General features: G+C 32.1%; 17 protein-coding genes and 2 tRNA genes. 8 read left to right on the top strand and 11 right to left on the bottom strand.

Going from position 1 to position 25,448, the window contains the following annotated elements:
- Positions 1-12: 12 nt before the first annotated feature.
- Positions 13-282 (top strand): DUF6520 family protein, encoded by a 270-nt coding sequence (locus LPB88_RS18890; protein ID WP_230717231.1) that lies wholly within the window; start codon positions 13-15, stop codon positions 280-282.
- Positions 283-356: 74 nt separating this feature from the next.
- Here LPB88_RS18890 and LPB88_RS18885 read toward each other — a convergent pair whose 3' ends face one another.
- From LPB88_RS18885 to LPB88_RS18875, 3 genes are read right to left on the bottom strand one after another with little or no spacing between them, the layout of a single operon-like run.
- The gene (locus tag LPB88_RS18885) at positions 357-2,984 is read right to left on the bottom strand and encodes a S9 family peptidase (RefSeq protein WP_230717230.1); all 2,628 of its coding nucleotides are present in this window, start codon (positions 2,982-2,984) and stop codon (positions 357-359) included.
- Between the two features lie 18 nt (positions 2,985-3,002).
- Positions 3,003-4,433: a RagB/SusD family nutrient uptake outer membrane protein gene (locus LPB88_RS18880; protein WP_230717229.1), complete on the bottom strand. Its 1,431-nt coding sequence runs from the start codon at positions 4,431-4,433 to the stop codon at positions 3,003-3,005.
- Between the two features lie 11 nt (positions 4,434-4,444).
- Positions 4,445-7,480: a SusC/RagA family TonB-linked outer membrane protein gene (locus tag LPB88_RS18875; protein WP_230717228.1), complete on the bottom strand. Its 3,036-nt coding sequence runs from the start codon at positions 7,478-7,480 to the stop codon at positions 4,445-4,447.
- Positions 7,481-7,978: 498 nt separating this feature from the next.
- Here LPB88_RS18875 and LPB88_RS18870 point away from each other — a divergent pair, with 498 nt between their 5' ends.
- The 3 genes from LPB88_RS18870 to LPB88_RS18855 all read left to right on the top strand — a co-directional run bounded on the left by LPB88_RS18870 (position 7,979) and on the right by LPB88_RS18855 (position 9,568).
- Positions 7,979-8,227, top strand: coding sequence for a helix-turn-helix domain-containing protein (locus LPB88_RS18870; RefSeq protein WP_230717227.1), 249 nt, complete (start codon positions 7,979-7,981; stop codon positions 8,225-8,227).
- 587 nt (positions 8,228-8,814) lie between these two features.
- Positions 8,815-9,243 (top strand): hypothetical protein, encoded by a 429-nt coding sequence (locus tag LPB88_RS18860; protein ID WP_230717225.1) that lies wholly within the window; start codon positions 8,815-8,817, stop codon positions 9,241-9,243.
- Positions 9,244-9,286: 43 nt separating this feature from the next.
- Positions 9,287-9,568 (top strand): helix-turn-helix domain-containing protein, encoded by a 282-nt coding sequence (locus LPB88_RS18855; protein ID WP_230717224.1) that lies wholly within the window; start codon positions 9,287-9,289, stop codon positions 9,566-9,568.
- A 172-nt stretch (positions 9,569-9,740) separates the two neighbouring features.
- Here the strand turns inward: LPB88_RS18855 and LPB88_RS18850 are convergent.
- Positions 9,741-9,828: transfer RNA gene (locus LPB88_RS18850), tRNA-Ser, on the bottom strand.
- 511 nt (positions 9,829-10,339) lie between these two features.
- On the opposite strand from LPB88_RS18850, the gene LPB88_RS18845 reads away from it, so the two are divergent.
- A complete protein-coding gene (locus tag LPB88_RS18845) occupies positions 10,340-10,513 on the top strand; it encodes a hypothetical protein (protein ID WP_230717223.1) in 174 nt (57 codons plus the stop codon).
- Positions 10,489-11,088 (top strand): hypothetical protein, encoded by a 600-nt coding sequence (locus tag LPB88_RS18840; RefSeq protein ID WP_230717222.1) that lies wholly within the window; start codon positions 10,489-10,491, stop codon positions 11,086-11,088. The genes LPB88_RS18845 and LPB88_RS18840 overlap by 25 nt, the downstream gene beginning before the upstream one ends.
- Positions 11,089-11,597: 509 nt before the next feature.
- Here LPB88_RS18840 and LPB88_RS18835 read toward each other — a convergent pair.
- A complete protein-coding gene (locus LPB88_RS18835) occupies positions 11,598-15,266 on the bottom strand; it encodes an ATP-binding protein (RefSeq protein WP_230717221.1) in 3,669 nt (1,222 codons plus the stop codon).
- Positions 15,267-15,637: 371 nt separating this feature from the next.
- On the opposite strand from LPB88_RS18835, the gene LPB88_RS18830 reads away from it, so the two are divergent.
- On the top strand, positions 15,638-17,521 hold the full coding sequence (locus LPB88_RS18830) for an ATP-dependent endonuclease (protein WP_230717220.1): 1,884 nt from the start codon (positions 15,638-15,640) through the stop codon (positions 17,519-17,521).
- The gene (locus LPB88_RS18825; protein ID WP_230717219.1) at positions 17,521-19,089 is read left to right on the top strand and encodes a UvrD-helicase domain-containing protein; all 1,569 of its coding nucleotides are present in this window, start codon (positions 17,521-17,523) and stop codon (positions 19,087-19,089) included. The genes LPB88_RS18830 and LPB88_RS18825 overlap by 1 nt, the downstream gene beginning before the upstream one ends.
- Positions 19,090-20,036: 947 nt before the next feature.
- On the opposite strand, the gene LPB88_RS18820 is transcribed toward LPB88_RS18825, so the two are convergent.
- The 6 genes from LPB88_RS18820 to LPB88_RS18795 all read right to left on the bottom strand — a co-directional run bounded on the left by LPB88_RS18820 (position 20,037) and on the right by LPB88_RS18795 (position 25,444).
- Positions 20,037-21,260 (bottom strand): site-specific integrase, encoded by a 1,224-nt coding sequence (locus tag LPB88_RS18820; RefSeq protein ID WP_230717218.1) that lies wholly within the window; start codon positions 21,258-21,260, stop codon positions 20,037-20,039.
- Positions 21,261-21,520: 260 nt separating this feature from the next.
- Positions 21,521-21,608: transfer RNA gene (locus LPB88_RS18815), tRNA-Ser, on the bottom strand.
- Positions 21,609-21,747: 139 nt separating this feature from the next.
- A complete protein-coding gene (locus LPB88_RS18810; protein ID WP_230717217.1) occupies positions 21,748-22,146 on the bottom strand; it encodes an acyl-CoA thioesterase in 399 nt (132 codons plus the stop codon).
- 1 nt (position 22,147) lies between these two features.
- Positions 22,148-23,281 (bottom strand): 3,4-dihydroxy-2-butanone-4-phosphate synthase, encoded by a 1,134-nt coding sequence (gene ribB, locus LPB88_RS18805; RefSeq protein WP_230717216.1) that lies wholly within the window; start codon positions 23,279-23,281, stop codon positions 22,148-22,150.
- Between the two features lie 2 nt (positions 23,282-23,283).
- Complete coding sequence (locus LPB88_RS18800; RefSeq protein WP_230717215.1) at positions 23,284-24,744, bottom strand: LptF/LptG family permease; 1,461 nt, start codon at positions 24,742-24,744, stop codon at positions 23,284-23,286.
- 7 nt (positions 24,745-24,751) lie between these two features.
- Positions 24,752-25,444 (bottom strand): outer membrane lipoprotein carrier protein LolA, encoded by a 693-nt coding sequence (locus LPB88_RS18795; protein ID WP_230717214.1) that lies wholly within the window; start codon positions 25,442-25,444, stop codon positions 24,752-24,754.
- Between the last annotated feature and the right edge of the window lie 4 nt (positions 25,445-25,448).

The raw sequence follows: 25,448 nt of genomic DNA, 5'->3' as shown, positions 1-25,448 counted from the left end.
ATTTTTATTATCATGAAAACATTAAATGTGAAAAAGCTTTTGCCTGTGGCAGCGTTTGCCCTTGCAATTGCAGGTGCTTTTGCCTCAAGTCCAAATGGCAAAGCAACTAATGTAAGTGCGCCTGAACAAGGATACATCAATAATCCGAATCCATGTTCTGAATCAATTGATTGTAACAATCAAGGGAGTGAAATTTGTACCATTGAGGACACAAATCAACAAGTTTTTGGTTTGAATGCCAGTGGTACTACTTGTAACAAAGTCTTATACAAATTAAACTAATCTTTAAAGGGCTTGACTAGAATGTTAGGTTCATTTACAATGCAGTTCTATTTTTATAAAGAACTGCATTGTTTTTATTTATAACTAACCCAAGAGGGAAGGCTTTTATTCTGCAGATGATAATCGAACCACTGTTTAATATGATTGCTGAGATCTTCCTGATCCTTTGGATTCATTATAACATGCTTTTCCTGAGGATACACTAATAAAATATGCTCTTTTTGCAGTCTTCGCAATGCTAAGTAAAATTCTATACTTTGATGCCAATGCACTTGCCTATCCTGCTTGCCTGTCCAGGAGAGTAATGGAGTTTGAATGTTTTGTGCAAATTCCAATGGAGAGTTACGGCTGTATGCCTGTTTATCTTCAAAAAGTGATTTTCCCATACGCCATTGCTGATTTTCAAAACGCCATATTTCAGGAGTACCAGTATTCCATCCAATTGTTAAATACCAGCTTGTTAAATCTGCCACACCTGCACCAGATACTGCAGCTGCAAATAAGTTGGTTTGGGTAATTATAAAATTAGTTTCATAACCTCCAAAAGAGTGGCCTATCAAACCTATCTTATCTTTTTGAATAATACCTTTGTCGATTACAGACTGAGTTGCTGAAAGAACACAATCTACTGCAGAAATAACGGGATTCCCAATTTCGTATATAATATCAGGGCACAAAACGAAATAGCCTTGAGCGGTATAATTCGTTACGTTAAATCCTGTATCAGAATACAAAGTGGGATTAACATATTGATAAAATTCCTGAGATTTTAATTCATAGATGCTGACTATTAAGGGATATTTCTTAGCGGGATTATAATTAGCAGGATAAAAAAGTGCGCCTGTTAAAGATGTTCCATTTTTGTTAGAATAATGAATTTTTTCAGCCTTACCCCAATAAAAATCTTTCTGCTGTCTATTGCTTTGAACAATTAACCTATTACTGCTTTTTTTATCTTTTTTAAACCAGAGTGAAGGAGCTTTTTCATAACTCTGCTGCTGAAAAATATAACTTTCTCCTTTTGAAGATTTCATCAGATAGCTATTTTTCATTTTATTAAAAACCAGAGGCTTTTCCGCATCGGTTTTATTCCAAATAAAATAACCGCTTTTTTCATTGTTTTTTGCCTGAAGAATTAATGCATGGTCGAGATCAATTTCTACAGCATAGAAACCATTGTAGTTTTCTGTTTTAAAATTTTCATGCTGCTGTTTTGCTATCCTGAATTGTATGTTTTTTTCTCTGCCGTGTGTTAATCTTTTAGCTGTTCTGCCATCGGGAGAAACTTCCCAGATGTCAAATTGATCATAAAGCAATAGTGAAGAGTCATTTTTTGTCCAGCCTAAAATTCCATATGCAGGAACTTCACCTGCTGAGTTATAATTTTGGTCAAATAGAGGCTGGTTAATATTGGCTGAGCAGTTAATGTGAATCTTTTTCAACATATCATATACCCACCACTTCTGATCTTTAAAATATGTTATGAAATTACCTTCTGGGGATATAATAGTATGATTTTTATTTCCAGAATGTTTGGCCAATATTCTAATTGAATCCCCTGATATTAGATCGGTTAAGCTGAGGTCGATATCTCCCTGCTGTTTGTACTGGGGTTCATATTGCCACGGATTAAATGTGATAGCAAACTTTTGGTGTCCAGCCAGGATTACTTTAGGAAGTTGATTACTCGTTATTTGTTTGAATTTATCTTCATAAGGAAACCAAACAGCAAGCTTGGCTACTTTATCCCATTGCCCAATTTCTTCTCGCTGCGAATACAATAACTTATCAGAGGCATTCCATATTTGTACTTGTGTTGAATCAATTACGGAATAATTATATTCCCGTTTTTTTACTCCAAAGAAAACACGCTGTCCATCATCAGATATTGTCAATTTAGTCGTCACTGTAGGACTAATTGTGATATCACTTTTAAGGTTTAAAAGTTTTTCGGAATCGAATTCAAAAAGCTTATTATTTTTAAGGTTAAAGAAAAATAAATTGTTTTCACCGAGATCATCTTTTTTTTGTAAAAAGGCAACAGCATTTCCATTGCTTTGCCACGTTAAATTAAAAAATGAATTTTCGGACTTTTCAACAATGATAGTCTTTTCCAGTTTGTCAGTTAAAGTTATAAATCCGATGCGATGGCCATCAGAAAACATAACAGCATTTTCTTGTGGAGCTATTTTATATTCGCGAACATTATCAATTTTCATTATTGTTAATCCTGAGGATTTTTTTATTTCCAGAGAAGCATTTCCAGCTTTGCTGTATGTAATTATATATTCTTTATTCTTTGTGTATTTGTATTGGGTTATTCCAGGGTAAGTATGCGACTTGCCAGTTTTTAAATTAAGTATTTGCAATCCTGCTATTGGAGTAATGCAAGCGAAGCTTTCTTCCCTATTGAAACTTCCATTAAATGCATTTGGAAAAACATACTGTATGTCCAGTTTTGTATTTCTAACAAAAAGAGTGTCTTTACCATTTGGATAAACTAGTTTGTAACTTATCCAATTTCCGTTTTCAGAAATATTTTCAGATTGCAGTGTGTGCCACAGATGATAGTCGGATTCCTGAAGCATCTTTTTTTGTTTTACCTGCCCCAATAAAGGGCAGGCTACTAAAACAAAAAATAAAAATGTAATACGGGATAAAAATGACTCAACCTGTACTAGTCTTTTGTTATTGATTTTCATTGGATGTGTAAATGTTTTTTAATATCCGTCATTTTGAGGAAGCAGATTTGGATTTACCCTCAACTCAGAATCAGGGATTGGAAAGAGTCTGTCAGTAGTATTCCATCCAGGTTTTGTTCCAGAAAGAACATTATCCAGATTTGCTGTTCTTTTAAGATCGAAAAATCGATGTCCGAGCTCAGTAAATAACTCAAGCTTTCTTTCGTTGAGAATAGCCTGCAGAAGATTTTCAGTTGTTGTTGCAGTTGTGTTTTGAAGACCTGCACGATTTCTAATCTTATTTAAATCTTCTTTGGCTTCTTCCAATTTATTGAGATGTACTCTTGCTTCCGCACGAATGAGATACTGTTCTTCTAAACGCATTATAATTGAATATTCAACAGAGGTTCCCGTTGGACTTTTTTGTTTGTATTTATTAGCGTGATACCAAGTTGAGGTTCCGTTGGTGACTGATTTTATCCAATGGGTTTTTCTTATATCATTGGAACTAAAAGCTGTAATTAGGTCATTATTTAAAGCAACAAGTGTTGGCGGTCCACTGGTAAAAAGAAAAAGATTTCCTTCATCAGTGTTTTTACCAGCTACTGAGGGCATTAACTGCCAAATAGTTGAGGTGCTTTCTTTTAAAAATACTTTATCAATATTGTTTTCCCATGGGTACAGATTTGTGTTATTAATTAGCAGAGAAGCGGTTTGTTCGGCCAATTCCCATCGATTATCGTACAAATATACTCTTGCTAACAACGCTTGTACTGCTGATTTATTTGGACGAACACGACCCGAAGTAATATAATTAGAGGGTAATAACGATATTGCTTTTTGTAAATCATTTATAACCTCAGAATATATCTCAGAGACAAGTTTCTTAGAAACGACAGCATTTGTTTGGTAAGAAGTAGTTGTAATGTATGGTATATGGCCATAAATATTAACAAGATAAAAATGAAGCAGTGCTCTGATAAAAAGAGCTTCGCCCAATAATTGATTTTTGTCTGATTCAATAAGTTTTGTATTACTAGATACTCCTTCAATTACAGCATTTGCAGCATATATTTGTTTGTATGTATTATTCCACCATCCTGCGATAGTAGTATTTGATGCTATAATAGTATTATTATAGAAATCTTTAGCAGCATTACTATCTGTTCCATAAAACGTTAATTCATCCGAGTAGTTTCCTAAAAGATTAGAAATTCCTGTTGGTTTTCCTGTTATTAATCCGTTGTCTCTTATCTGAGCGTAAACATTTACCAAAGCAGCATTGGCAGTATTTTTATTTTCGAATACTGTATATCCTGTTAATTGAGAAGTTGGAAGATCCACATCCACAAAACTATCACAGGAGTAGAGTAAAGAGCAAAATATCGGTATCCAAACGAAATAAATTGATAATTTTATTTTATTACCAGTAAAGAAAATTAGCTGTCTCTGTTGTATATAATTTTTCATAGTTGTTAGTGTTAGAAAATAAGCTGTAATCCTAATGCATATATTTTAAGAGGAGGTAAAAAGCCAGATACTATAAGCTCAGGATCAGCTCCTTTATAAGAGGTGAAGGTTAGTATATTCTGGCCTTGAAGAGAAATACGGCATTTTAAATTTTTCAGGCTGTTTTCAGGTAGATTATAGGATATCGAAATGTTTTTAAGCCTAAGATATGATGCATCAGTTATAGCGGCATTACTGTTGGTGTATAAGTTGTTTGCTGTTGTTACCAGTGAATTTGTTCCTGAACTGTACATTTGATAAGGTCCAGTATCTCCAGAATTCTGCCAGCGATTTAATACTTCTTCAGTTTTATTGGACATACCCCCAGGCATGCCTAACATGCTTATTGAATTCCAGTTTTCTTGTTTAACGTATTGAAATAGAAAATCAAACTGCCATCTTTTTAAGTTGAATTGATTTTGCAGACCGCCATAATATTTTGGACTGAAATCTTTAACTGTTTGTCTATCATCAGGGGATGAAATTTTTCCGTCTTTATTGACATCTTCAAATTGATAAATTCCAGTTTGGGTATTGAGGCCTATGTAATTGTATACCTTTTGAATATTGATGGGTTTTCCAATTACATATTGGTTAGCATAGGTAGAGTTTTCCAATTGAGGGAACGCTATTAAATTATTTTTTGGAACAGTCAAATTTAGATTTGTTGTCCACTTGAAATTTTGGTTTTCAATATTTACTGTTCGAATAGTCAGTTCTAGTCCTGTATTTTCAACTGTTGCATTTAGGTTTGCTAATATGGAATTGAATCCTGTAGTTCCAGGAAGCGGAACTCCAACTAATTGGTTGGATGAACGATTGCGGAAATAGGCAGTCGTTAAAAAAATACGATCTTTGATAAACCCAAGATCTAAGGCTATTTCCATTTTTTTGTTGGTTTCCCATCCAAAATTTGGATTATATAAGCGATTGGGCTGCAGGCCGACTGTTCCTTGATAATTATTGCCTGCAGAACTATAGGTGTCTAAGAAGTTATAGTCTCCGATTTGGTCATTGCCAGTAGTTCCGTAACTGGCTCTCAATTTCCCAAAGCTTAGAATGTTATTTTCTAACAATGGCTCTTTTGAAAATAACCAGGCTGCTCCAACGGCACCAAAATTGGCAAATTGATTACCCGGACCAAATCGACTAGAGCCGTCTCTTCGTCCTGTGAAATTTACAATGTAACGGTCTTTCCAATTAAAGTTTACTCTGCCAAAGAATGCTTGATATTTATATTGTGTCTGCTGATTTGTAAATACATAAAGATATGTGGCTGAAGCAAGATCATAAATTAAGCTGTTACTTGCAAAACCATCTGCTTCTTGTACAAGCTGTGCGGTTTTTTGCTGTTGAAAAGTAGCACCAGCCAAAAGTTCTATTTTACCATTCCCAATTTTTTTATTCCAATTCAATTGAGGTTCAATAATCCACGATTCTCTAGTGCTATTATTGACAAATAATGATGAAGATTCGCTTCCCAGACCAAGTGAAGGATTGTATATTGTCGAAGGTGAAGTTCTGGTTTCATCATAACGGAGATCACTAAATCCGATGCTTGTTTTAATTTCCAATTCTGGAATTATCTGGTATGACAAAATTGTATTTGCAATAAGATTAGCTGTATTAGCTTTGTATACTGCCTGAAGATTGCGCAAAGGATTATTAAACGTCCCGTTTTCCCAATTGAGGTTTCCAAAAGCATCATAGAGAGCAGGTGCGTTAGGAGACAACGATCTTGCTTCCCGTGTAAAATCAGTTGCGGGTAAATTATTATTTTGTGAAGAATATGAGGCAGACAAATTTATTTTAAACTTATTATCTTCTGATTGATGATTTAGATTAAAGTTTACTCCGCCTCTTTTATATTTATAATCACCAGGGAAAACGGTTGTTTCATTATGATAATTACCACTAAGAAGAAATTGCGTCTGCGCAGATCCACTATTTATTGATATCTGACCATCGTTTATTTGAGCCGTACCTCCAATAAGTTCTTTTTGCCAGTCTGTGTAGCGATTTTGATCCCAAGTACCATTTACATCATAGGCTGCTGCTGGATATTTTACAATTCCATCATTTGCAAATGCTTCTTTTCGCATGTCCAAATATTGATCCGTATGCATTAAATTCATGTAACGAGTCACATTTCCTACGGCTGTATTTGTATTGATTGTGAATCGGGTTTTTCCTTCCTTGCCTTTTTTTGTATTTATTAATATAACTCCATTAGCACCGCGGGATCCATAAATAGCAGTAGCGTCCGCATCTTTAAGCACTTCGATACTTTCAATGTCTGAAGGATTAATTGAACTTAAGGGACTTACATTAGCACTTGGAATAATAATCGACGAGATATTATTATTGGATATAGAATTTGATGCATAAGGAACTCCATCGATTATGTAAAGAGGTTGGTTTCCATCAGCACGTAAACTATTAGTTCCTCTTATCTGCACATCAAATCCACCTCCTGGTGTTCCGGTTGTTTGGGTAATTGTAACTCCTGACATATGACCTTGCATTGCAGAAAGTATATTGGTAACAGGCTGTTTGTCGATATCCTTTGCGGTGATTTTTGCTATATTGCCAGTACGCTCGCTTTCTTTAACCGAATAATAACCTGCATTAATTTTTACTTCCTGTAATGTGGTAGTGTCATACTGAAGTTTGATATCAATTTTAGTACGTCCCTGAATAGGAATAATTGCCTTCTTAAATCCAATAAAGGAAACAACTAGCGTATCATTTGATGATACAACAAGTGAATATTGACCGTTAAAGTCGGTAATGCAGACATTGTTTATTTTGTTTTTTATAGTTACTGTAACTCCAGGAAGTGGAGAAGTCCCGTCAGTTACAATACCTTCAACAGTATGTTGGTGTAAAAATGACGTGTGCGAATGCTCTAAAATTTTAGCGAATGACGATGAAAAAGATAGCAAAATGCCAGTGAAAATTAGGCAATAGAGAGCTCTTCCATCCTTGTAAAATGAAAAATAATTCATAATATTGGGATTGGTTAGTTAAATGATATTTGATTAGCTTAAAGGCTCTCTATACTAGTTTGGCGACGAGGTAGAGAGTCTTTTTATCTTTTTAAGATAAAAAAATGGATACGTTTTTATTCATAAATTTTAAATAGTAAATAGTTAAAGCATTGATAAAATGCGAAACGAACTCATTGCTAAGAATAAAATAAGAGAGTTGTAAGAATAAAAAAGGCATGGAACTCAGCTTATTGCACTAGAGGTATTGGCCATACCTTACCACGAATAAGTGAGCCCACGCCAATGGACGTGAGCATCTTGCTTATTCTCTCGTGGTAAATGAAAAGGCCAATTTTCTAGTACGAGATTCAAAGCGAATGCTTCTATATTTTTAAAAGAAGTTTCGCAAATGTAATTAATAATGGAACAAATATAACAAAAAATATATTAAGTAGCATTTAAATACTACAATATTTTTTTTCTAATAGCTGAAATTACATGTTCTAAATATTTCAAATGGAGAAGGAGCAAAACAGCAAATTTTTAATATCATTCGGTAACAATTTGCATAAGTTTAGAACAGCTAAAAAACTGAGCTATAGAAAGCTTGCTCAAATGTGTAATGTTGATCATAGTCAGATAAGTAAAACTGAAAAGGGCCAAAAAAGCATTCAATTAAAAACGATCTTTGATTTGGCTAGAGCGTTAGATGTTCATCCACAAGATTTTTTTGATTTTGACTTTGACTTAAAGAAAGATGAATGAGTAAAAAATTTACTTATTTGTTATTAAATGCAATGGTTAGAATTATAAAAACTTAGCATTTTTTAATTGTACTCTTCAATCCTTCATTCTTTTCAAAGACTTTTAACTTTGCATATATTTCTAAAAGTTAAGTCTTAGAGCCTATATTTATATAGTATTTTTAACTATTGACCCAATTTTAGCTTTAGGTTTAAATCAAGGGTACAACTTGGGTACAACAAAAGTTGTACTTGTGGATAAATTTGTTTAATTGTTACTTTGATTTTTGTTGAAATCAAAGAGAAGTAAAATGGATTATTCAAAACCTTTATCAGATTTTTTTCTGGCTATTGAAAGAGATTTCCGAATCAATACTACTCATATTGCAATATTTGCAACACTTATTCAATTTCGAAAAAATAATGGGTCAATAAATCCTATACAAGTATACGGCTTTGAAATTCAGAAAATAGCTAAAATTTCTTCGCTGAAGACTTATTATAAATGTATTGGAGAATTGCATGCATACGGTTACTTAACTTATGTTCCAACTAAAAATAAGCAAAAGCGTAGTACGATATATTTTCATTTCAAATAGGCGAGTAAAAATGAAAAAAGCTAAAACATATAATATTATAGATAATTTTTTTAAACTCGATATGAGATTAAAAAATATAGAAAGTCTGGTACAAAAAAATGAGTTTGTGAATGTTCAGAACCAAGCATTCTCTTGTACTAATAAATGTAGAAGCTCTTATAATAAAATCGAGCTTGCAAATCTTTTCTATATTTTAATGGATGAAGGTATTTTATATTTTGATTCAAATGATGCGAAAAAAAATCGAACCAATTTTCAGAAATTTATGAGTGAAAATTTTACTTATAATGATAATGATGGCGACCAGAAGATAATAAGCACAATAAGCAGGCAGTTTTCTGAATGCAAAGGATATACCTATAAGATGAAGCAGATTAAATTTTTAGATGATTTTATTGCAGTGATGCAGGAGCGTAGGAGAAGACTGGAAAAGTGGTAGAAAGGATAAGAGAAAAGATTAATAATATTTAAAAGACTCAATGATGATGAAGAAAGAAAAGAGGCAATCTTATGTGATGGAAGTGAAAGAGTTGATAGAGCCTTTGGTAACAAGACTGGAAGCAATTGATTCAAAAATAAGCCAGGGAAAAATCTTGAGGCCTGAATATTACAGGAATGAGGATTTGAAAAAGATGTTTGGACTCTCCAATAATACAATCATAAAATACAGGCAGACCGGAATTCTGCCCTACACTAAGCTGGGAGATATTTTTTTATATAACAGCGGTAAGATTGATAAAATACTCAGAAGCAATGGATCATAAATTAGTATTTAATCAGTTGACCCATATTTATAAAAAGAGCTCAAAATAGATTAGGTAACTAAAAAAGCAACCATTTTTTTAAGCAGGTTCGATACCCTTTCAAATGAAAAAGCCTTTAAACGTTAGTGTTTAAAGGCTTTTTGTTTTTATAAGTCGTTTTTTTGACTTCATTTGGCGGAGGAAGAGGGATTCGAACCCCCGGACCTGTTACAGTCAACAGTTTTCAAGACTGCCGCATTCGACCGCTCTGCCATTCCTCCAGTAAGACGCAATCTTTTTCTCATTGCGGGTGCAAAGATAAAATGTTTTTTCGATTGCAGAAATTTTTTTGATACTATTTATGCAGAAAATTATAAATGGATTGTAAATGTTCCGCGAAAAATTATTGTTAACTATAATATACAATAAGGAAATAAATTGATTCTCTTCAGTAGTAAAGACTAAAATTCTAGAAATAAATTATATTTTTTTGTACTTGGTAAGTTGTAAAAGACATATAAAGAAGTATGAGGAAATAAACATATAACAGGAAGATAACTTACATATATAATGTAAAGCATAAAGCTAATGTTGGAACATTTGAGATTTATACATTATAAAAGAGATACTATAGGTAAATATAAAGATTTTAGAATTATCAATAGATAATAAGTATTGTTTATGTAGGTGATCTAAAGCTATATATAAGTATTTTTGTAAAACATTATGTTTTTAATGTTACTAACATACTTCTGTTGGTAAAAGTAGGTAAAGTTACTAAAGCGTTTTAAGATGAGTACTCAAGAACTTAGAAAATATAAAAAAGCAATTGAAGATAAAAAAACGGAGATTTCCAATGACAAGGAAAAGGCTCGTGAATTTTTGCATACAATTGGTGTTCTTACAAAAGGAGGAAATCTTAGAAAAGAGTACAGAGAATTATGTATTCTAAAAAAACAGGCTTAACTTTAGGTTTTCACGGATGCGATGAATCCATAGGGCTTGATATTGTAAATCATAAAACTAAGATGAAACTTAGTTCCAACGTTTATGACTGGTTAGGTCATGGCTACTACTTTTGGGAAAACAGTCTTTCAAGGGCTAAAGAATATATTGCATATAAAAAGAAGCATCCAGTTAAGGGGAAAATTGCTATTGCTAAGCCATTTGTATTTGGTGCAGTTATCGACTTACAGCATTGCTTGGATTTGACTGACTACGATAATCTTAAAGAGGTAAAAGCGGCACATGAATTTCTTATTGAGATGTTAACTCTTGCTGATTTTGAAATTCCACAAAATAGAAATGTTGGATCAAATAAAGATTTGTGGCTTAGAGATTTAGATTGTGCTGTAATAAATACTGTGCATAAGATGCGTAAGGACGCTGGTCTTGAACCTTACGACAGTATCAAAGGAATTTTTGTTGAAGGAAATGCCCTTTATAAAAATGCCGGGTTTAAAACTAAAAATCATATTCAGTTGTGTATTGTAAACCCAAACTGTATAAAAGGATATTTTATTCCTAGAAAGAAAGAATAAGGTTGAAGGAGAATATTTTCTGTTCACTATGTCTATAGTGAATTTGGCCTGAATGCCAATTTTAGGCATTTCGAATGGTGCACCAAATTTCTATAATCTAAGGAGTATTTACAGTACAAGAGAGTCAGACTTTAATTTACAATGCTAACAAAGGCAGTCAGGGATATAGGATTCCTCAAAATGTTTAGAATGGAATGTGATGTTTTCATTAAAAACCGGCTACAGTTTACCAGCTACTTTTTCGGCAAACCGATTCATTCAATTGTATCTCTGTATGTACAATTTACATTTTTTATAAAAAAACTATTGAGAAGGGTAGAATAAAAACAAAAGCTTCAGTGTCCGCAACTTTATAAAAGTTATTGAAAGTCTGCTGTAAAGTCCAAGTAGTAAATTATAAAGATTTTATTTGAATTTGCTGCCAATCTACCATAGTTCTTTTGCATGGTCAAAAGGGAGGCAACTCTACTCACTTAGTAAAAGAAGTAAATACATTATTTTTAATTAATTTAATCCCATTCGCTAATAAATTCTCTTTTTCTTTCACTTTCAACACTCATTTTCATATACATAATATCTTGATCTATAATTTCAATAAACTCGTAGTAGTTTATGTTGTTTTGTTGGACAAGAAAATCTTTTACTTTTTCCAGTTGAGATAATTCAAATTGCATTTTTGGTAATCTGCTCCCCATTGTAACTCCTGGAGAAACATAAAAGTCAAGTCTTTTGAAAAGGTCAGCATCACAATTTTGATTTATGATTATTTTGAGAAAATCTAGCATTTTGTCATTGTAGATGCTACTGATAATATTGAATATTAATAAAATAATTTCTTTATTTTCAGTTTTCATCAGTTGAGTATGCAAAAAATCAATTTCTTTCTGGCTGTTTCCATTAAAAGCACTTGCAAATTCTGAAGTCAAATGGAGAAAAATACTCTTGAAATTCACCAAATAATTGAGCATTTTTTCAAACACAATTTCATAATTATCCAAATTCCATAATTTCTTAAAATCATTTTCATCAAAATCTCCTCTCGATAAGTAATTTTTATCACCAAAAATATATTCTAACAAGTCAATGATAAAATTTGGATCATGTAATAGAATCATTTTTAATACTTTCAAGTCATAATCAAAATGTCTTCTTGATTTATCAAGATACAAATATATCTTTTCAATCTTTTTTAAGTTTTTTATGAAGGACAATAAGTATTTTTCGTAGATAATTTCAAAAAAACGTCCATACATAAACAAATTATCGTTTGTTTCAGTTTTTTTGATGATTATATCTAGTAATTTTTCAATTTCAAACTCAATGTTCAAATCCAAATCAGAAATTCTTTCTATAATTTCGTCTATAAACCAAATATTTTTGAAATCTTCCTTTTGTATTGCATCTACAAGATAATTGTAATCCTCTTTTTTTAAGTACTCAGCTGGAATTCTTGTAAAGAGCTCTAACAAGTAAGTGTCGATATTTAAACTTAAACTCTGTTTTAATACTAATTTTAATTTGTTGACTTTAGAATTGTCAAAGCTTACAGTTGATATAATTTTTCTAAAATGCAGATGTTTTGAATAATCATAATTGAAAGCCTTTTCTAATACCTTGATAAATAGGTCAAAATCTTCATTTGCAAGATTTTCAAATATATCAGAAACAGGAATTGTTATACTCTCAAAACAAGAATAATTTGAATACTTGTTTTGATAAATAATGTTTAAAGACTCCATTAAAATTATATAATCATCATAAGTGTAATCTGAAAAAGTATTAATTACCTTTTCATCTCTTTCGAATTTTTCATCTAACAATAGCCATAAATTAAACTCTTGAGAACTAATAAGATTTATTACTTTTTTGTCGTACCTGATTTTTAAAGTTCTGAGTTTTCTAATGTAATTATGTATAATCGCACATTCTTTGAACTCTGCGTTATTGAAATTTTCTTTAAAGAATGGAATCAAAAGCTTTTTATCAAAATTAATTACTCTTTTTTCGTTTTGATAAAAGTGAGCGTAGGTATGCTTATCAAAAAAATCATGTACATTATTTTTTAATTCTTTATTTTTATAACAATCAAAGATAAATTTAAACAGTGTAGTTCTAAAATTCTTTTGATCTTCAGTTAGAGCAATAGATACCTGATTGAAATAGATCTGCCTTCCGTCTCCGCCATCATAGCATTGATAGCTGTCAATCAAATATTCACTAGCTATAAAAAGAATAATTTTAGAATAAAAAAGATTATTCTCATTAATTTTTGAATATAAAAAATCAAATAACTGTATTTGAATTTTATAACTATATTCATAGCTAAATCTTTTATATGTAAATGATTGTGTAAAAACTTTTAATATTTTGGTGAATCTTATTTCGTTTGATAATCCATACTTTATTAACAATCCTAAAGCAACTTCAAATTTGTCTGGAAGGTTTTGAAATTGGACTAAAAGATCAATTATCTTATCATCATAAGATTCAAGTGAATTGTTTTTGTAGATTTCAAACCTAAGATTTTCAACCTTAAAATCTGTTTCGGAACTTACAATTTTATTTAAAAAGGACAACGTTTCAGATTCTAAATAAAACCAAAATACATCTAAAAATTTTATTGACTTATCTTGAGATCCTTCAATTAAATTCCACTTCTGTTTAATATCATATAATATCAAATCTTTTACTTCATGAAAACCATAATTGCTGATTATCGGATTTAAAAGGGACATCAAAGAAATTTTATTCTCATCAAAGTATAAGATCAATAGCTGTTTAAAGGAAATATGCTGTTCTTTGATGAAAATTAAGTAGAAAATATATTCTCCAAGTATTTGGTCAGCAATTTTATATGTATTTTTATATTCGTCAGCAATTTCATTTTTGACTAATAAGCTTAATTTTTCTACTAATTCATTTTTGTTTATATCAAAACACCTCGAAATTTCATCTATAACAGCTGAATTAGAAATGTCGATAGACCTAAAAAGAGTTAATATTCCCGCAGTTTTTAATAAAATTAAGTCATCTTTAATGCTATTGTTAGCTGACGAAAAATACTCTTCTAATATCAGGGACGCTTTTGTAAGTTTTTCGATTTCGTTATTTTTTCCGGCGATGGCCCCCATCAAGGCTATCCTTGGGTTTCCTTTTGATATTGAATAAATTCGATCAGTATAATAATCAGTAATTCTAAATCCATCAGATTGCAGAATTTTAGATAATTCAGCTTTATTAAAATTTGCAAGTTCGATTAGACCATTTTCTCTCAGCTGAGATTCCACTTCATGTTTCAAATAATTTCTAACAGTCATTATAATTTTGATGTCACCTGAAGTGAATTCATTTTTAAAATTTATAATTGAAGTTAAATTACTTTTAAGTTTATTAGCATCATCAACAACAATTATGTACTTGTTGTTTTTTGTAAGCTGTACTTTTAGATCATCCCAAATCAGCTGATTATTGTTCCTTATATATTTTATAATGTATTGGGTGTTATTTTTCAAATAATTTGTAACTAACTGAATCGAAAGTTTGGTTTTTCCAACACCGGCAGGTCCTGTAATTAGTAAAAAGTCATATTTGTTTAATAATTCAATACCTTTATCTAATTCTTTTTCTCTGTTAAAAAAAGCATTAGATAAAGGCGTAGCAAATTTTGATTTCTCATATTGGGTAACAAATTCACTAATTTCTAAAATTTGACCACTGTCAATATTTAAACCCAGTTCTCTTGCCAGAGAAGGAAAATCTCTAAAGATAATAGTCGCAAAAGCGTCTATGCCAATTACTTCTAAATTGGTATATTTGTTAAACGAGTTTTTATGATTATTAAGCTCTTCTTGAAGTTTAGTTGTAATCTCTTGATTACAGATTAAAATAATTCTACTTATTTTATCAGAAGATATATCACTTTGATTAAAACAATGTTTGATATCATTCTTTAATTTTGGAATTAATTTAACTTTATCAGTGGTTGTGATTTCACTGAATATGTAAGAACCATTATCATATATAAAATTATCAGGAGTTCCTTTCTTTGATTTTTCTTTTCCAATAACTAAACCGGTAGGATTTACAATCGAGTATCTATAAGCGAGGTAAAGTCTGCAAATATTGGCAAACTTATCGGGATTGCATCTTAAAAGGGCCTGCTCTATACTTGTTATCATAGTAATTGTTTAATTTCAAAAATAAGTATAAAATTTTTATTCAATTTTATAATTTGTATATATTAGAAAAATTGTTCTCGCGGATCGTAATCTTTTTTGCTGCTGTCAAATATGTACTTTCTATCCTTTTATATGTTAAAAAAATCGACTCAAATTAAAATATTGTAAAAAATTTTGATGCTTGGCAGATTTAGTCTTATTCTTTGAAATATATTCCTACATATGAAGTTAAAAAACTATATTGCATGTAAAAAAAATATTAATAGGATTTATAGTGGAGGATAGTGGTGTAAAGAGTCGAAGCCTGTTAGTAAACTGATTTTTTGTAAAAATATATATTTATTTTAAAATAATTAAGCACTTCTAACCTTATGTATATATCAAAACTTGTTATTAAAAATTACAGAACTTTTGATGATTTTACAATAGAGCTAAAACCCCTTACTTTAATTGTTGGTGAAAATAATATTGGAAAGTCAAATCTGCTGGATTCAATTGGGCTTATTTTTGGACAAGATGTATCCTACACAAAAAGGCGGATTTTAGAAGTTTCGGATTTTAATTATAAAGAGATTCTTAGATTTAAAAGCCAGGTGCTGGATTTTACTATTCCTATTGAAGATATCATTTTGCCAGAGATTTTTATCGAGGCAACCCTGACTGGCTGGGATGAAGATCAGGAGTCCGTTATTGGTGAATGGTATAGTAATGCTAGTTTTTCAGAAGCCACGCTTACATACAGATTTGCGCCAGGGCCCAGATTTAAAAGGCAGGAAGAACTTCAAAATCAAAGAAATTTTATACAAAAATTTATTAACGAGCATACTCAGGAAGTTTATGATAATCTTCTTCCCAGTGCAAAGCTTGATTTGATAAATTTCCCGATCTCTAAGTATTTTTATACTATTTATGGAGGAAGCAGCAGCAGTACTAGTGCGAGCATGTATCATCTTAATCAAATGAAGTTTGAACTGTTGGACGCACTGAGGGATGCATGCACGGAATTGGTAGCTAGCCACAACAGCAGGCTTCTTTTCAGAATATTGAATTCTAAAGAAGAAGAGAAATATCAAGATCTTAAAGGACAGCTGGTTGGATTGCAGCAGGCAATTAATGATAATGAAACTCTCCAAGAGATAAAAGCTGGTATTTCTCTCCAGCTGGACAAGATTTCCCTTACGAATGATGATACATCAAATATAGTAGATTTAATTTTCTCACTGCCCGACGTATCTGATCTGTTGAAAAAAATAAGTTTAATATATGGAGATAACCCCATAAGAATTGAAAGGAATGGAACAGGTCGTAACAATCTTTTATTTATTTCTTTGGTTTTGTCTTATGTTGAGGATGTTACACGTGGGCATAGCTCATATTTTAGAGTCGTGGGTCTCGAAGAACCTGAATCGCATTTACATCCCAATCTTCAGGATCATTTGGCACATAATATAGAATCACTTATAAAAATTGAAGGCAAGAAAGAATTTAGGAAAGATATTCAGTTGCTGATCACATCGCATTCAACACATATAACTACAAAGATTGATTTTGAAAATACAGTAGTGCTCTACAGAGACGGAGACAAAATTGCTTCACATTATGTACTTGATGGTTTCAGTGCTAATGCTTTAGGACGAAAACAAATAAAATATCTTAATAAGTATCTTGATGCTGTCAATTCTAATATTTTTTACTCAAGGAAGATCATACTTGTTGAAGGGATTTCCGAAAAACTTTTAATACCTGTATTTTTTGAACGAATAATGAATCATTCAACTGAAAAATCTAGCTGTTGTGTTGTGAATGTAAATGGTTTGGCGTTCAGTTATTTTCTTGAAATTATAAAAAATGGATTTTTTCAAAAATGCCTTGTGTTAACAGACAGAGATTCAGATACAAAAGCAAAAGATAGAGCTGATAATCTGGCAGAAAAGTATAAAGGTGTGTCACAGATTAAAGTCGGTATTACTGTTGACACTACTTTTGAAAAAGATATTATAAACCAAAACTTAGTAGGACCAGGGAGGGATCTGTTACTGAAGGTTTTGCAGGAAGTGAGGCCAAATAGTGGAAAAGCTTACGTGGAAGCTTTACGGAAAAAAGCTATTGACACAGATAGTTTTTTTGCTTTGATTGAGGGGTACAAGTCAGAGTTTGCTTATTCTTTGATGTTAAATCTTTCAGATTCTGATTCTACTATTGACGGATTTGTGATTCCAAAATATATTATTGAAGGAATTAATTTCTTTTCCTAATGAAAAACACCAAGTTAAAACCTAAACTAATAATTGCAGGACCTGGGGCAGGAAAAACCCATAATATGGTAGCATCAATAATTGAAGCTTTGCCTGATCTATCTCCTGTCAGATACATGGCAGTAATAACTTATACGAATTCTGCTGCCAACAATATATATTTAAGAGTTTCAAAACAGATAAGCATACCTGAAAATCTTTTTATAGGAACAATGCATTCGTTTTTGAATAAATTTATTGTAATGCCTTTTTCGGCATTTGGAAGCGAGGAAGTTTCGAGTGAAAAATTGTTTCTACAGTGCGGTCTTGATGATGTATATGCAAAGGTTGAAAGTTTAAAAGATAAAGCGAATAGAGTTAAAACTCCTCAAGATGCTTCAATTTTGAAGAAAGCAATACGTAAGAAACTTAATAAAAAAGGTTATATAACTTTTGATCAGACACTTTCAATTGCAAAAGATTGTATTGGCAATAAAGCGGTAGCTAGGGCACTCAGCAATAGACTCCAATTTTTATTTGTCGATGAGTTTCAGGATTCAGGCAATGATGTGTTCAGTATTGTCGAAAATATTCGTAAAGAACAGAAAACCAAAATATATTGTGTTGGTGATCCTGAGCAATACATTCAGAGTTTTGACTCTTCAATTAAATTTTTTAAGTACATTCCTATTTTAAAAGCTTCGCAAAGCACTAGCTATGACATTGAGCTAAATGCGAGGAATTTTCGGTCTACTCAAAAAATAGTATCATTTCTTAATAAGTTTAACGGGCGAACTTTTAAATCTGAGTTATTCCAACAGGAAGCTGTGTGCAGGAAAGGTAGAAAAACTGCTGAGGTAGGTGAAGATGTCATGTTCACCCAAAAATGGGGAACTGTGACTCATATGATTGAAGATTTTTATACGAAGTGTGAGAGTTTAGAAATTCCGATTTCTGAGCGCTGTATTCTGGCAAAAAAAAACGACGTTATAAATCGTATTACTGCAGCAGTTGGTAATAATTATATGAATCCTAAAAAAGAAACCGGTGTTTCTCCAATTAGAGTAATACAGGATGCGATCCTTTCGACAATTCAAATGACGCAGACTCAATTTTGTGAGCGTTATAATACTAATATTTATACCTTGAGAAAATATTCTATATCTGTATTTAAAGCTATAAGAAGCGGTAAAATTAAAAATGAGAATACGTATGGAAGTTTTATTAAAGAGGAACTTAAATTGGAGATGGTGAAAGGGCTACCTGTAAAAATTGAAAATTTAAAATTTGATTTTAATAATAGACAGACAGGTAATCTTGTTACAGTCTGTAATATACATACAATAAAAGGCCTCGAGTCTCAAGCTGTCTTGGCTATAGCTAAAACGGAAGAAGAATTATTACTTTGGATCGAGACTGATCCTGAAGTAAGAGAACTTAAGCGTGAAAAGGAAGATACAGACTATCCTCGTTTAGGATATGTTGCATTCAGCCGAGCTGAAAGGTTTTTATGTTTAGGCTGTCTTCAGGAAGTAAGTTCATATACTCTTTCGAAATTAGAACAGTTGAACGTGCGCATGCTACAGTAAAGAAAAGTAATTTTAAATTAATAGTGGAACAGTTCTCTAACATGCTGCGATCGACAAGGGTATTTTTATAGATTTAGTTCAAAATAGACTCTTTTATATTTCTTTCCAAAAAAAAACAATATTTTGCTGGATTACCGGCCTGAGGTATTCAAACTGAGGAATCGGGATTGTTATTTGAAATGTATGAGCTTGCTTTTCGTTCATTAAACATTTTCGCAAATTCAAAAGTTGCTTTATGCACAAAATCAAAATAAAATTCTACACTTGGTTTTCAAATCCAATTATGTCTACACTGTAGACACATTTGAAATTAAAGAATAATTAATTAGGAGATAATGCAATTTCTATGCTTCAAACGGCTTAATACTATTACGGCTTAGAACCTAAGATTGTGGAGTGCAGTCTTTGCCAAGGTTTGAATTTTTGAAAATGTATGATGCCACGATGTTGCCACAAAATTAAAACTGATGAAAATCAGTAAAATTAGACCTTAACTTCTATTGCGAAATTGTGATAATTCCAGTGTTATTATGACTCTTATTTGGCAATTTTATTTATTTTTCTAATTGCGTCCGCGTTGCGGACGCAATTAGAAATGTTTAGAAAAGATAGATTTATTAAATTTGTAGTTTGCTGTTGAATATAGAGGTCATTGTTTTCGAACTGAAAATTATATTCTTCACCTGCAAACAGAAAGTCTCTGTCTAGCTGAAATCTCTCAACAGTGTTGAGAGATTTGGATAATCTTTATTCAGTAAAAAAAAACTAAAAGGAATATAACTTTTTTGCTCATTTAAATTGTGTCCGCAGTGCGGACACAATTTAAATGTTTTGTAGGGTTCGTTAGTTTATTTAACGTCCAACAAATAGCCTTTTTTTTTGTTTTAAATTTTATCAAAGTTTTAAAAGAGGTAGCAAATTCAGGAATCCCTTTCTAAAAAAAAACATCACCTAAACTTAGATTTCAGTTTCTCCATATCTTCCATAATGTTTACATCCAAAACTTTTGCATAGTGCTGCGTCTGCTTGGTATTGGTATGTCCCATCATTGCAGAAACATTCTCGAGTCTTACTCCGTTTCCTAAGGTTACAGTGGTTGCAAATGTGTGTCTGGCAATATACCATGTAAGATGTTTGTCTATGCTGCAGGCATCAGCTATTTCTTTAAGATAGGCATTCATTTTCTGATTGGAAATTTTGGGAATAAGACCTTTCTGCTGGTTTTTATATTTAGAAATAATTTTCTCTACTGTAGGCAGTACTGGAACATTGGCTCTAATGGCAGTTTTAGCTCTGCTGGTCATAATCCATAAATTTCCAGTAGAATCTTCAGATAAGTTTCTTTCAGTTAGATCCATTGCATCGACAGGTGCATATCCTGTGTAGCAGCTGAAAAGAAATATGTCCTTGACCTTTTCCAGACGGGGCGTTGAAAATATTTTATTCTCGACCGCATTCAGTTCCAGCTGGGTTAGGAAAACAGCATCTTTTACGCTTAACCTTCCGTCATAAACGTTGAAGGGATTTTTAATGATCAAATCCATTTTGACGGCATAATTGCAGACAGTTTTATACATTTTCATATACTTTACCACCGAATTGTTTTTGATGCCTGTCTGGTCTTTAAAACTGCTCTCGTATTTAAGGAACTGTTCCAGTTTGAAGACAAACGAGCTTGATATTTCAGATGCTGGCATATCTTCCTTTTTGTAGGCGCTGGTGATGAAATCCAAAAGTAAATCCTTTGCTCTTTTGTACTTCTGTAGTGAAGCTGCTGCGCGTTCTCCAGAATTAACTCTTTTGGTGAAGAATATATTGTATGTTTCCATAATTGAAATTATAGAAGACCCTTGAGGCTGGCCGATTTTGACTTTTCCAGTAAGTTCAGCTTTTAGTAATTCCAGATCAACGTCAGGATCAATTCGGAAAAGTTCTGTAAACTTCTTTTCGGCATTAAGCTGCATGAGATCTAGAGAGCTTTTGATTACCTTTTCTTTTTCCGCCTTCAGGGTATTTTTCAGATGGCTCGTCTGGATCCATTTTTCTTTCGAGATATATTTTCCCGAGGCGATTGTAATTATTTTGTTTTTATAAGAAAGTCTTAGAATAATAGAGCTTTCTCCATCTCGATTAACTCTGCCGGATTTTAGCAGAAAAATTGTTTTTAACATGTTATCTAATTTTAAAATTAATAATCAAATTGAATTAATAATTTTAAGAGAGCCCATTAACATTAGGGAATTCCTGGGGAATTCTTTTGTTTTAGTGGTCCAATTTTGAGAAAAAAGATCTCAAAAAAAGTGGGTCACTAATTGTGCCACCATTCTTTGATAAAACATGTGCTTTTTGAAAAGTTTGCAAAAACAAAAAAGCCTTTAAACACTAGTGTTTAAAGGCTTTTGATTTTTAAAGTTTCTTTTGAAACTTCTACTGGCGGAGAAAGAGGGATTCGAACCCCCGGACCTGTTACAGTCAACAGTTTTCAAGACTGCCGCATTCGACCGCTCTGCCATTTCTCCAGTATGTCGCGATCATTTGCTGATTGCGAGTGCAAATATAGTGCGCTTTTCCGATTATAAAAACTTTTTCGGCTATTTTTTTAAGTTAATTTTTAAGTGTCTAACTATCAGTATTTCCGAAAAAGAGTTTTTTGAAAAATTACTTCAAATCATCTAAAATTGGCACTGGTTTTTTGTTTTCGTCAACCGCAACAAACGAAAAAGTTCCTGAAACTACCGTTTCGCGAAGCTCTGTATACATTTGTTCCATGAAAATATCCACGTGAATTTTACAGCTTGTTCTTCCTACGCTCATAACTTTCGCTACTAATTCGATTAAAGTTCCGGCTGGAATTGCCTTTTTAAAATCAATTTGGCCTGTAGAAATTGTTACTACTTTTTTTCTGCTGAATCTCGTAGCACAAATAAAAGCTACTTCGTCCATCAAATGAAGCGCAGTTCCTCCAAATAAAGTGTCATAATGATTCGTAGTACTCGGAAAAACCGCTTTGAATATATGCGTCTCAGATTTTATAATTCTCTCTTCTAATGTTCCCATATTAATAACTTACGTATTCAGTAATTTCAAGTCCGTATCCAATCATTCCAACGCGTTTTGTTTGCTCTGTATTTGATACCAATCTAATTTTAGAAATATCAATATCGTGCAAAATTTGAGCGCCAATTCCGTAGTCTTTGCTATCAATGATTACTTTAGGAGCTTTCATTGTTCCTTCGGCCTGTAAAGCTTTAAGTTCAGAGATACGACTCAATAAGTTTACTGCCTGCATATCCTGATTGATGAAAATAACAGCACCTTTTCCGTTTTCATTAATGACTTTAAACATGCCGTCTAATTGTTGTTCAGCATTGTTGGTTAAAGTACCTAATAAGTCATTATTTACCTGAGAAGAGTGGATTCTGGTTAAGATTGGATCTCCAAGATTCCATGTTCCTTTAGTTAAAGCAATATGAATTTGTTTATTTGTAGTTTGCTCGTAAGCTCTTAATCTAAAAGTTCCAAAACGAGTCTCGATATCAAAATCTTCTTTTTTAACAATCAAACTGTCGTGTTGCATTCTGTAAGCAACCAAGTCTTCAATAGAAACTAACTTAAGATTGAATTTCTTAGCTACTTTTATCAATTCAGGTAAACGAGACATTGTTCCGTCTTCGTTTAGAATTTCGCAGATAACACCGGCAGATTTAAATCCGGCTAATCTTGCAAAATCAATTGCAGCTTCAGTATGCCCAGTTCTTCTTAAAACCCCACCTTGTTTAGCTACCAAGGGAAAAATATGTCCAGGTCTTGCTAATTCATGTGGTTTAACATTTGGATCTGTCAACGCTAATACAGTTTTAGATCTGTCTGCTGCTGAAATTCCAGTAGTTACCCCATGTCCTTTTAGATCTACAGATACTGTAAAAGCAGTTTCCATGTGATCTGTATTATTGCTGACCATAGGTCTTAAATCCAATTCTTTACAACGACTTTCTGTTAGTGGAGCGCAAATTAAACCACGTCCGTGAGTAGCCATAAAATTGATCATTTCCGGCGTTACTTTTTCGGCTGCCGCCAAAAAATCACCTTCGTTTTCACGATCTTCATCATCGACTACAATGATTACTTTACCTTGACGAATATCTTCTATAGCTTCTTCAATGGTATTCAGTTGTATTTTTGTTGTTGACATAATTATTGTGGATTTTGAGCGGGGAAAAAGCGCTCGGAAATTTTTTGAAATAGTTGTGATATTGGGGTTATAATTGCATCAAAGTTAATTAATCCGTTATCGTTTGTTGCACGATACGTTAATAATATGGCTAATGGCAATAATATAAACGAAGACATCCATGAACCCATAAATGGAGTCATACCGCCTTCTTGTGAAAGTCTTTTTCCGAAAGTATTAATGAAATGGAAAGTAATAAAAATCAAAACGGCAAAGACAATCGGTAAGCCAAGTCCACCTTTGCGAATAATAGCACCTAATGGAGCGCCAATGAAAAACATTAAAAAACACGCAAAAGCAATTACAAACTTCTCGTAAAGAGCCGTTAAATGTTTGTTGATTTCTCGTTGTTTATCTTTTAAATCTTTCTGAGTTGATTCAATAGAGTAAATATTACTGGTCACATTACTGCTGGCCATTCTTATTATTTCTGCCTTTTGTTTGTTTTTGTATAAAGATAAAAGATCGTTTGGTAACGGTTTTTTCTTTTTAGTACTATCTACTTTTACAGGTATTGCAGATTTCCTAATTCCAACACGTTGATTTATGTTTTCTGAAAAAGAAAGAATTTCGTTATTTAGATTCTTGTTTAAGGAATCCAGAGTATAGCGCAGTTCGTTAACATTTAGCATTGCGTTTGTACCGTTTATGCTTTCTTTGTCATCGTCGACTTTATTTAATTCAGATAAGTCAATATTGATGATCTGTTTTTTAAACTTACCTTTTACAAAAGGAAGTTTAGAACGATCTTCGTATTTTTTAGGAGTAACATCTTGGTAGTAATAACCATCATTTAAGACTAGTTTTAAGATACTCGACTTTTCATTACTGATTAATTTACCATCTTTTGCTTTGATGACAGTTTTGTTTTCTCCCATATTATTGGGTTTCTCATGGATGGTAACTCCAGTAAGAATATTTCCGTTTTCACCTGACTTTTTATTTACCTTAATGTTGTAAAAGCCAACGTCGTTAAACTGACCTTCGGCAATTGCCATTGCGGGTTTTGCCTGTGCGATGTTTTTTCTGAAATTGACAAATTTATATTCGGCATAAGGAATCACATTATTGGCAAACCAAAATGCTACTATACTTAAGAAGAATATAAAAACGATTAGAACTCTCATCGCTCTTTGCAATGAAATTCCTGAAGATTTCATTGCTGCGAATTCGTAGTTTTCGGCTAAATTTCCAAAAGACATAATCGATGCCAATAAAACCGATAGTGGTAAAACTAACGGAATAATTCTAGGCATCGAGAATAAAAGGAATTTTAAAACCAATATCAAATCGAGGTCTTTACCCGCAAGTTCTGCGATAAAAAGCCATACGGTTTGAAGTATGAATATGAAAAATAGGATTACAAATACCGTAGTAAATGTAAGTAAGAATGTTTTTAGTAAGTATTTGTCTAAAATTTTCAACCTTGAATTAATCTAATTTATTGATGTAGTACTTTGGATATTTGCTCGCTACAAATGTAAATTGATTTTTTGATAAAGGCTGATTGGTTTTAAAAGAATTAACGGTTAAAGTTGTTTTTGTTCCGTTTTTTCCAGTTTCAATCAAATTATAGATGTGTTTTGTTTGTACATCAATACCTAAAAGAATCTCTTTTCTTTGGTCTTTTGTATTTGTAGGAGCTAATTTGATATATTGAATTTTTCTTCCTTTAACATTTTGAACAATGTCCATATTGTATTTGTATCCGGAATTAAAGAAAGTAAGCATTTTTGAAGGCGTGATCGCGCTATCATCTTTCTCATTTACTTTAGAAACAGTAACTTCTTCGTCTTCAGGATTTATAGTGTATGTTTTTTGTCCGTCGAATATTTTAGTAACGCCCATAAAATTCAATACATATTGATTGCCTTTCATAGTCACATTTCCTTTGCTGTCCTGATTGATGTTTTCTTTGGCATTATTCAAAGAATATTTGAAATCTATAACAATGTTGTCGTAGTTTTTTATTTTAGAAGTCACTTCGTTCAATAAATCTTTTGCTTTTTTATCCTGAGCTTGAATAGAAGTGAAGCTCAAAAGCAAGATAATTGCCATTTGAAGACACTTTTTCGTCATGTTTGCGATAGAATTGTGGTTGATTTCTTGAATTTTTGTTTTCATGATT

It is taken from the genome of Flavobacterium sp. JAS (assembly GCF_020991455.1).
In the GTDB taxonomy this organism is placed as follows: Bacteria; Bacteroidota; Bacteroidia; order Flavobacteriales; family Flavobacteriaceae; genus Flavobacterium.
The sequence above is the reverse complement of the archived record's forward strand: the minus strand, read 5'-3'. Positions and strand labels throughout refer to the sequence as shown.

Excerpts from the sequence above, each read along its gene's own strand:
- LPB88_RS18830 (WP_230717220.1), top strand. The coding sequence starts at position 15,638 with ATGTATATATCAAAACTTGTTATTAAAAATTACAGAACTTTTGATGAT.
- LPB88_RS18835 (WP_230717221.1), bottom strand. The coding sequence starts at position 15,266 with ATGATAACAAGTATAGAGCAGGCCCTTTTAAGATGCAATCCCGATAAG.
- LPB88_RS18870 (WP_230717227.1), top strand. The coding sequence starts at position 7,979 with ATGGAGAAGGAGCAAAACAGCAAATTTTTAATATCATTCGGTAACAAT.
- LPB88_RS18880 (WP_230717229.1), bottom strand. The coding sequence starts at position 4,433 with ATGAAAAATTATATACAACAGAGACAGCTAATTTTCTTTACTGGTAAT.
- LPB88_RS18820 (WP_230717218.1), bottom strand. The coding sequence starts at position 21,260 with ATGTTAAAAACAATTTTTCTGCTAAAATCCGGCAGAGTTAATCGAGAT.
- LPB88_RS18810 (WP_230717217.1), bottom strand. The coding sequence starts at position 22,146 with ATGGGAACATTAGAAGAGAGAATTATAAAATCTGAGACGCATATATTC.
- LPB88_RS18840 (WP_230717222.1), top strand. The coding sequence starts at position 10,489 with ATGTATTCTAAAAAAACAGGCTTAACTTTAGGTTTTCACGGATGCGAT.
- LPB88_RS18845 (WP_230717223.1), top strand. The coding sequence starts at position 10,340 with ATGAGTACTCAAGAACTTAGAAAATATAAAAAAGCAATTGAAGATAAA.
- LPB88_RS18825 (WP_230717219.1), top strand. The coding sequence starts at position 17,521 with ATGAAAAACACCAAGTTAAAACCTAAACTAATAATTGCAGGACCTGGG.
- LPB88_RS18860 (WP_230717225.1), top strand. The coding sequence starts at position 8,815 with ATGAAAAAAGCTAAAACATATAATATTATAGATAATTTTTTTAAACTC.
- LPB88_RS18890 (WP_230717231.1), top strand. The coding sequence starts at position 13 with ATGAAAACATTAAATGTGAAAAAGCTTTTGCCTGTGGCAGCGTTTGCC.
- LPB88_RS18875 (WP_230717228.1), bottom strand. The coding sequence starts at position 7,480 with ATGAATTATTTTTCATTTTACAAGGATGGAAGAGCTCTCTATTGCCTA.
- ribB (WP_230717216.1), bottom strand. The coding sequence starts at position 23,281 with ATGTCAACAACAAAAATACAACTGAATACCATTGAAGAAGCTATAGAA.
- LPB88_RS18795 (WP_230717214.1), bottom strand. The coding sequence starts at position 25,444 with ATGAAAACAAAAATTCAAGAAATCAACCACAATTCTATCGCAAACATG.
- LPB88_RS18885 (WP_230717230.1), bottom strand. The coding sequence starts at position 2,984 with ATGAAAATCAATAACAAAAGACTAGTACAGGTTGAGTCATTTTTATCC.
- LPB88_RS18855 (WP_230717224.1), top strand. The coding sequence starts at position 9,287 with ATGATGAAGAAAGAAAAGAGGCAATCTTATGTGATGGAAGTGAAAGAG.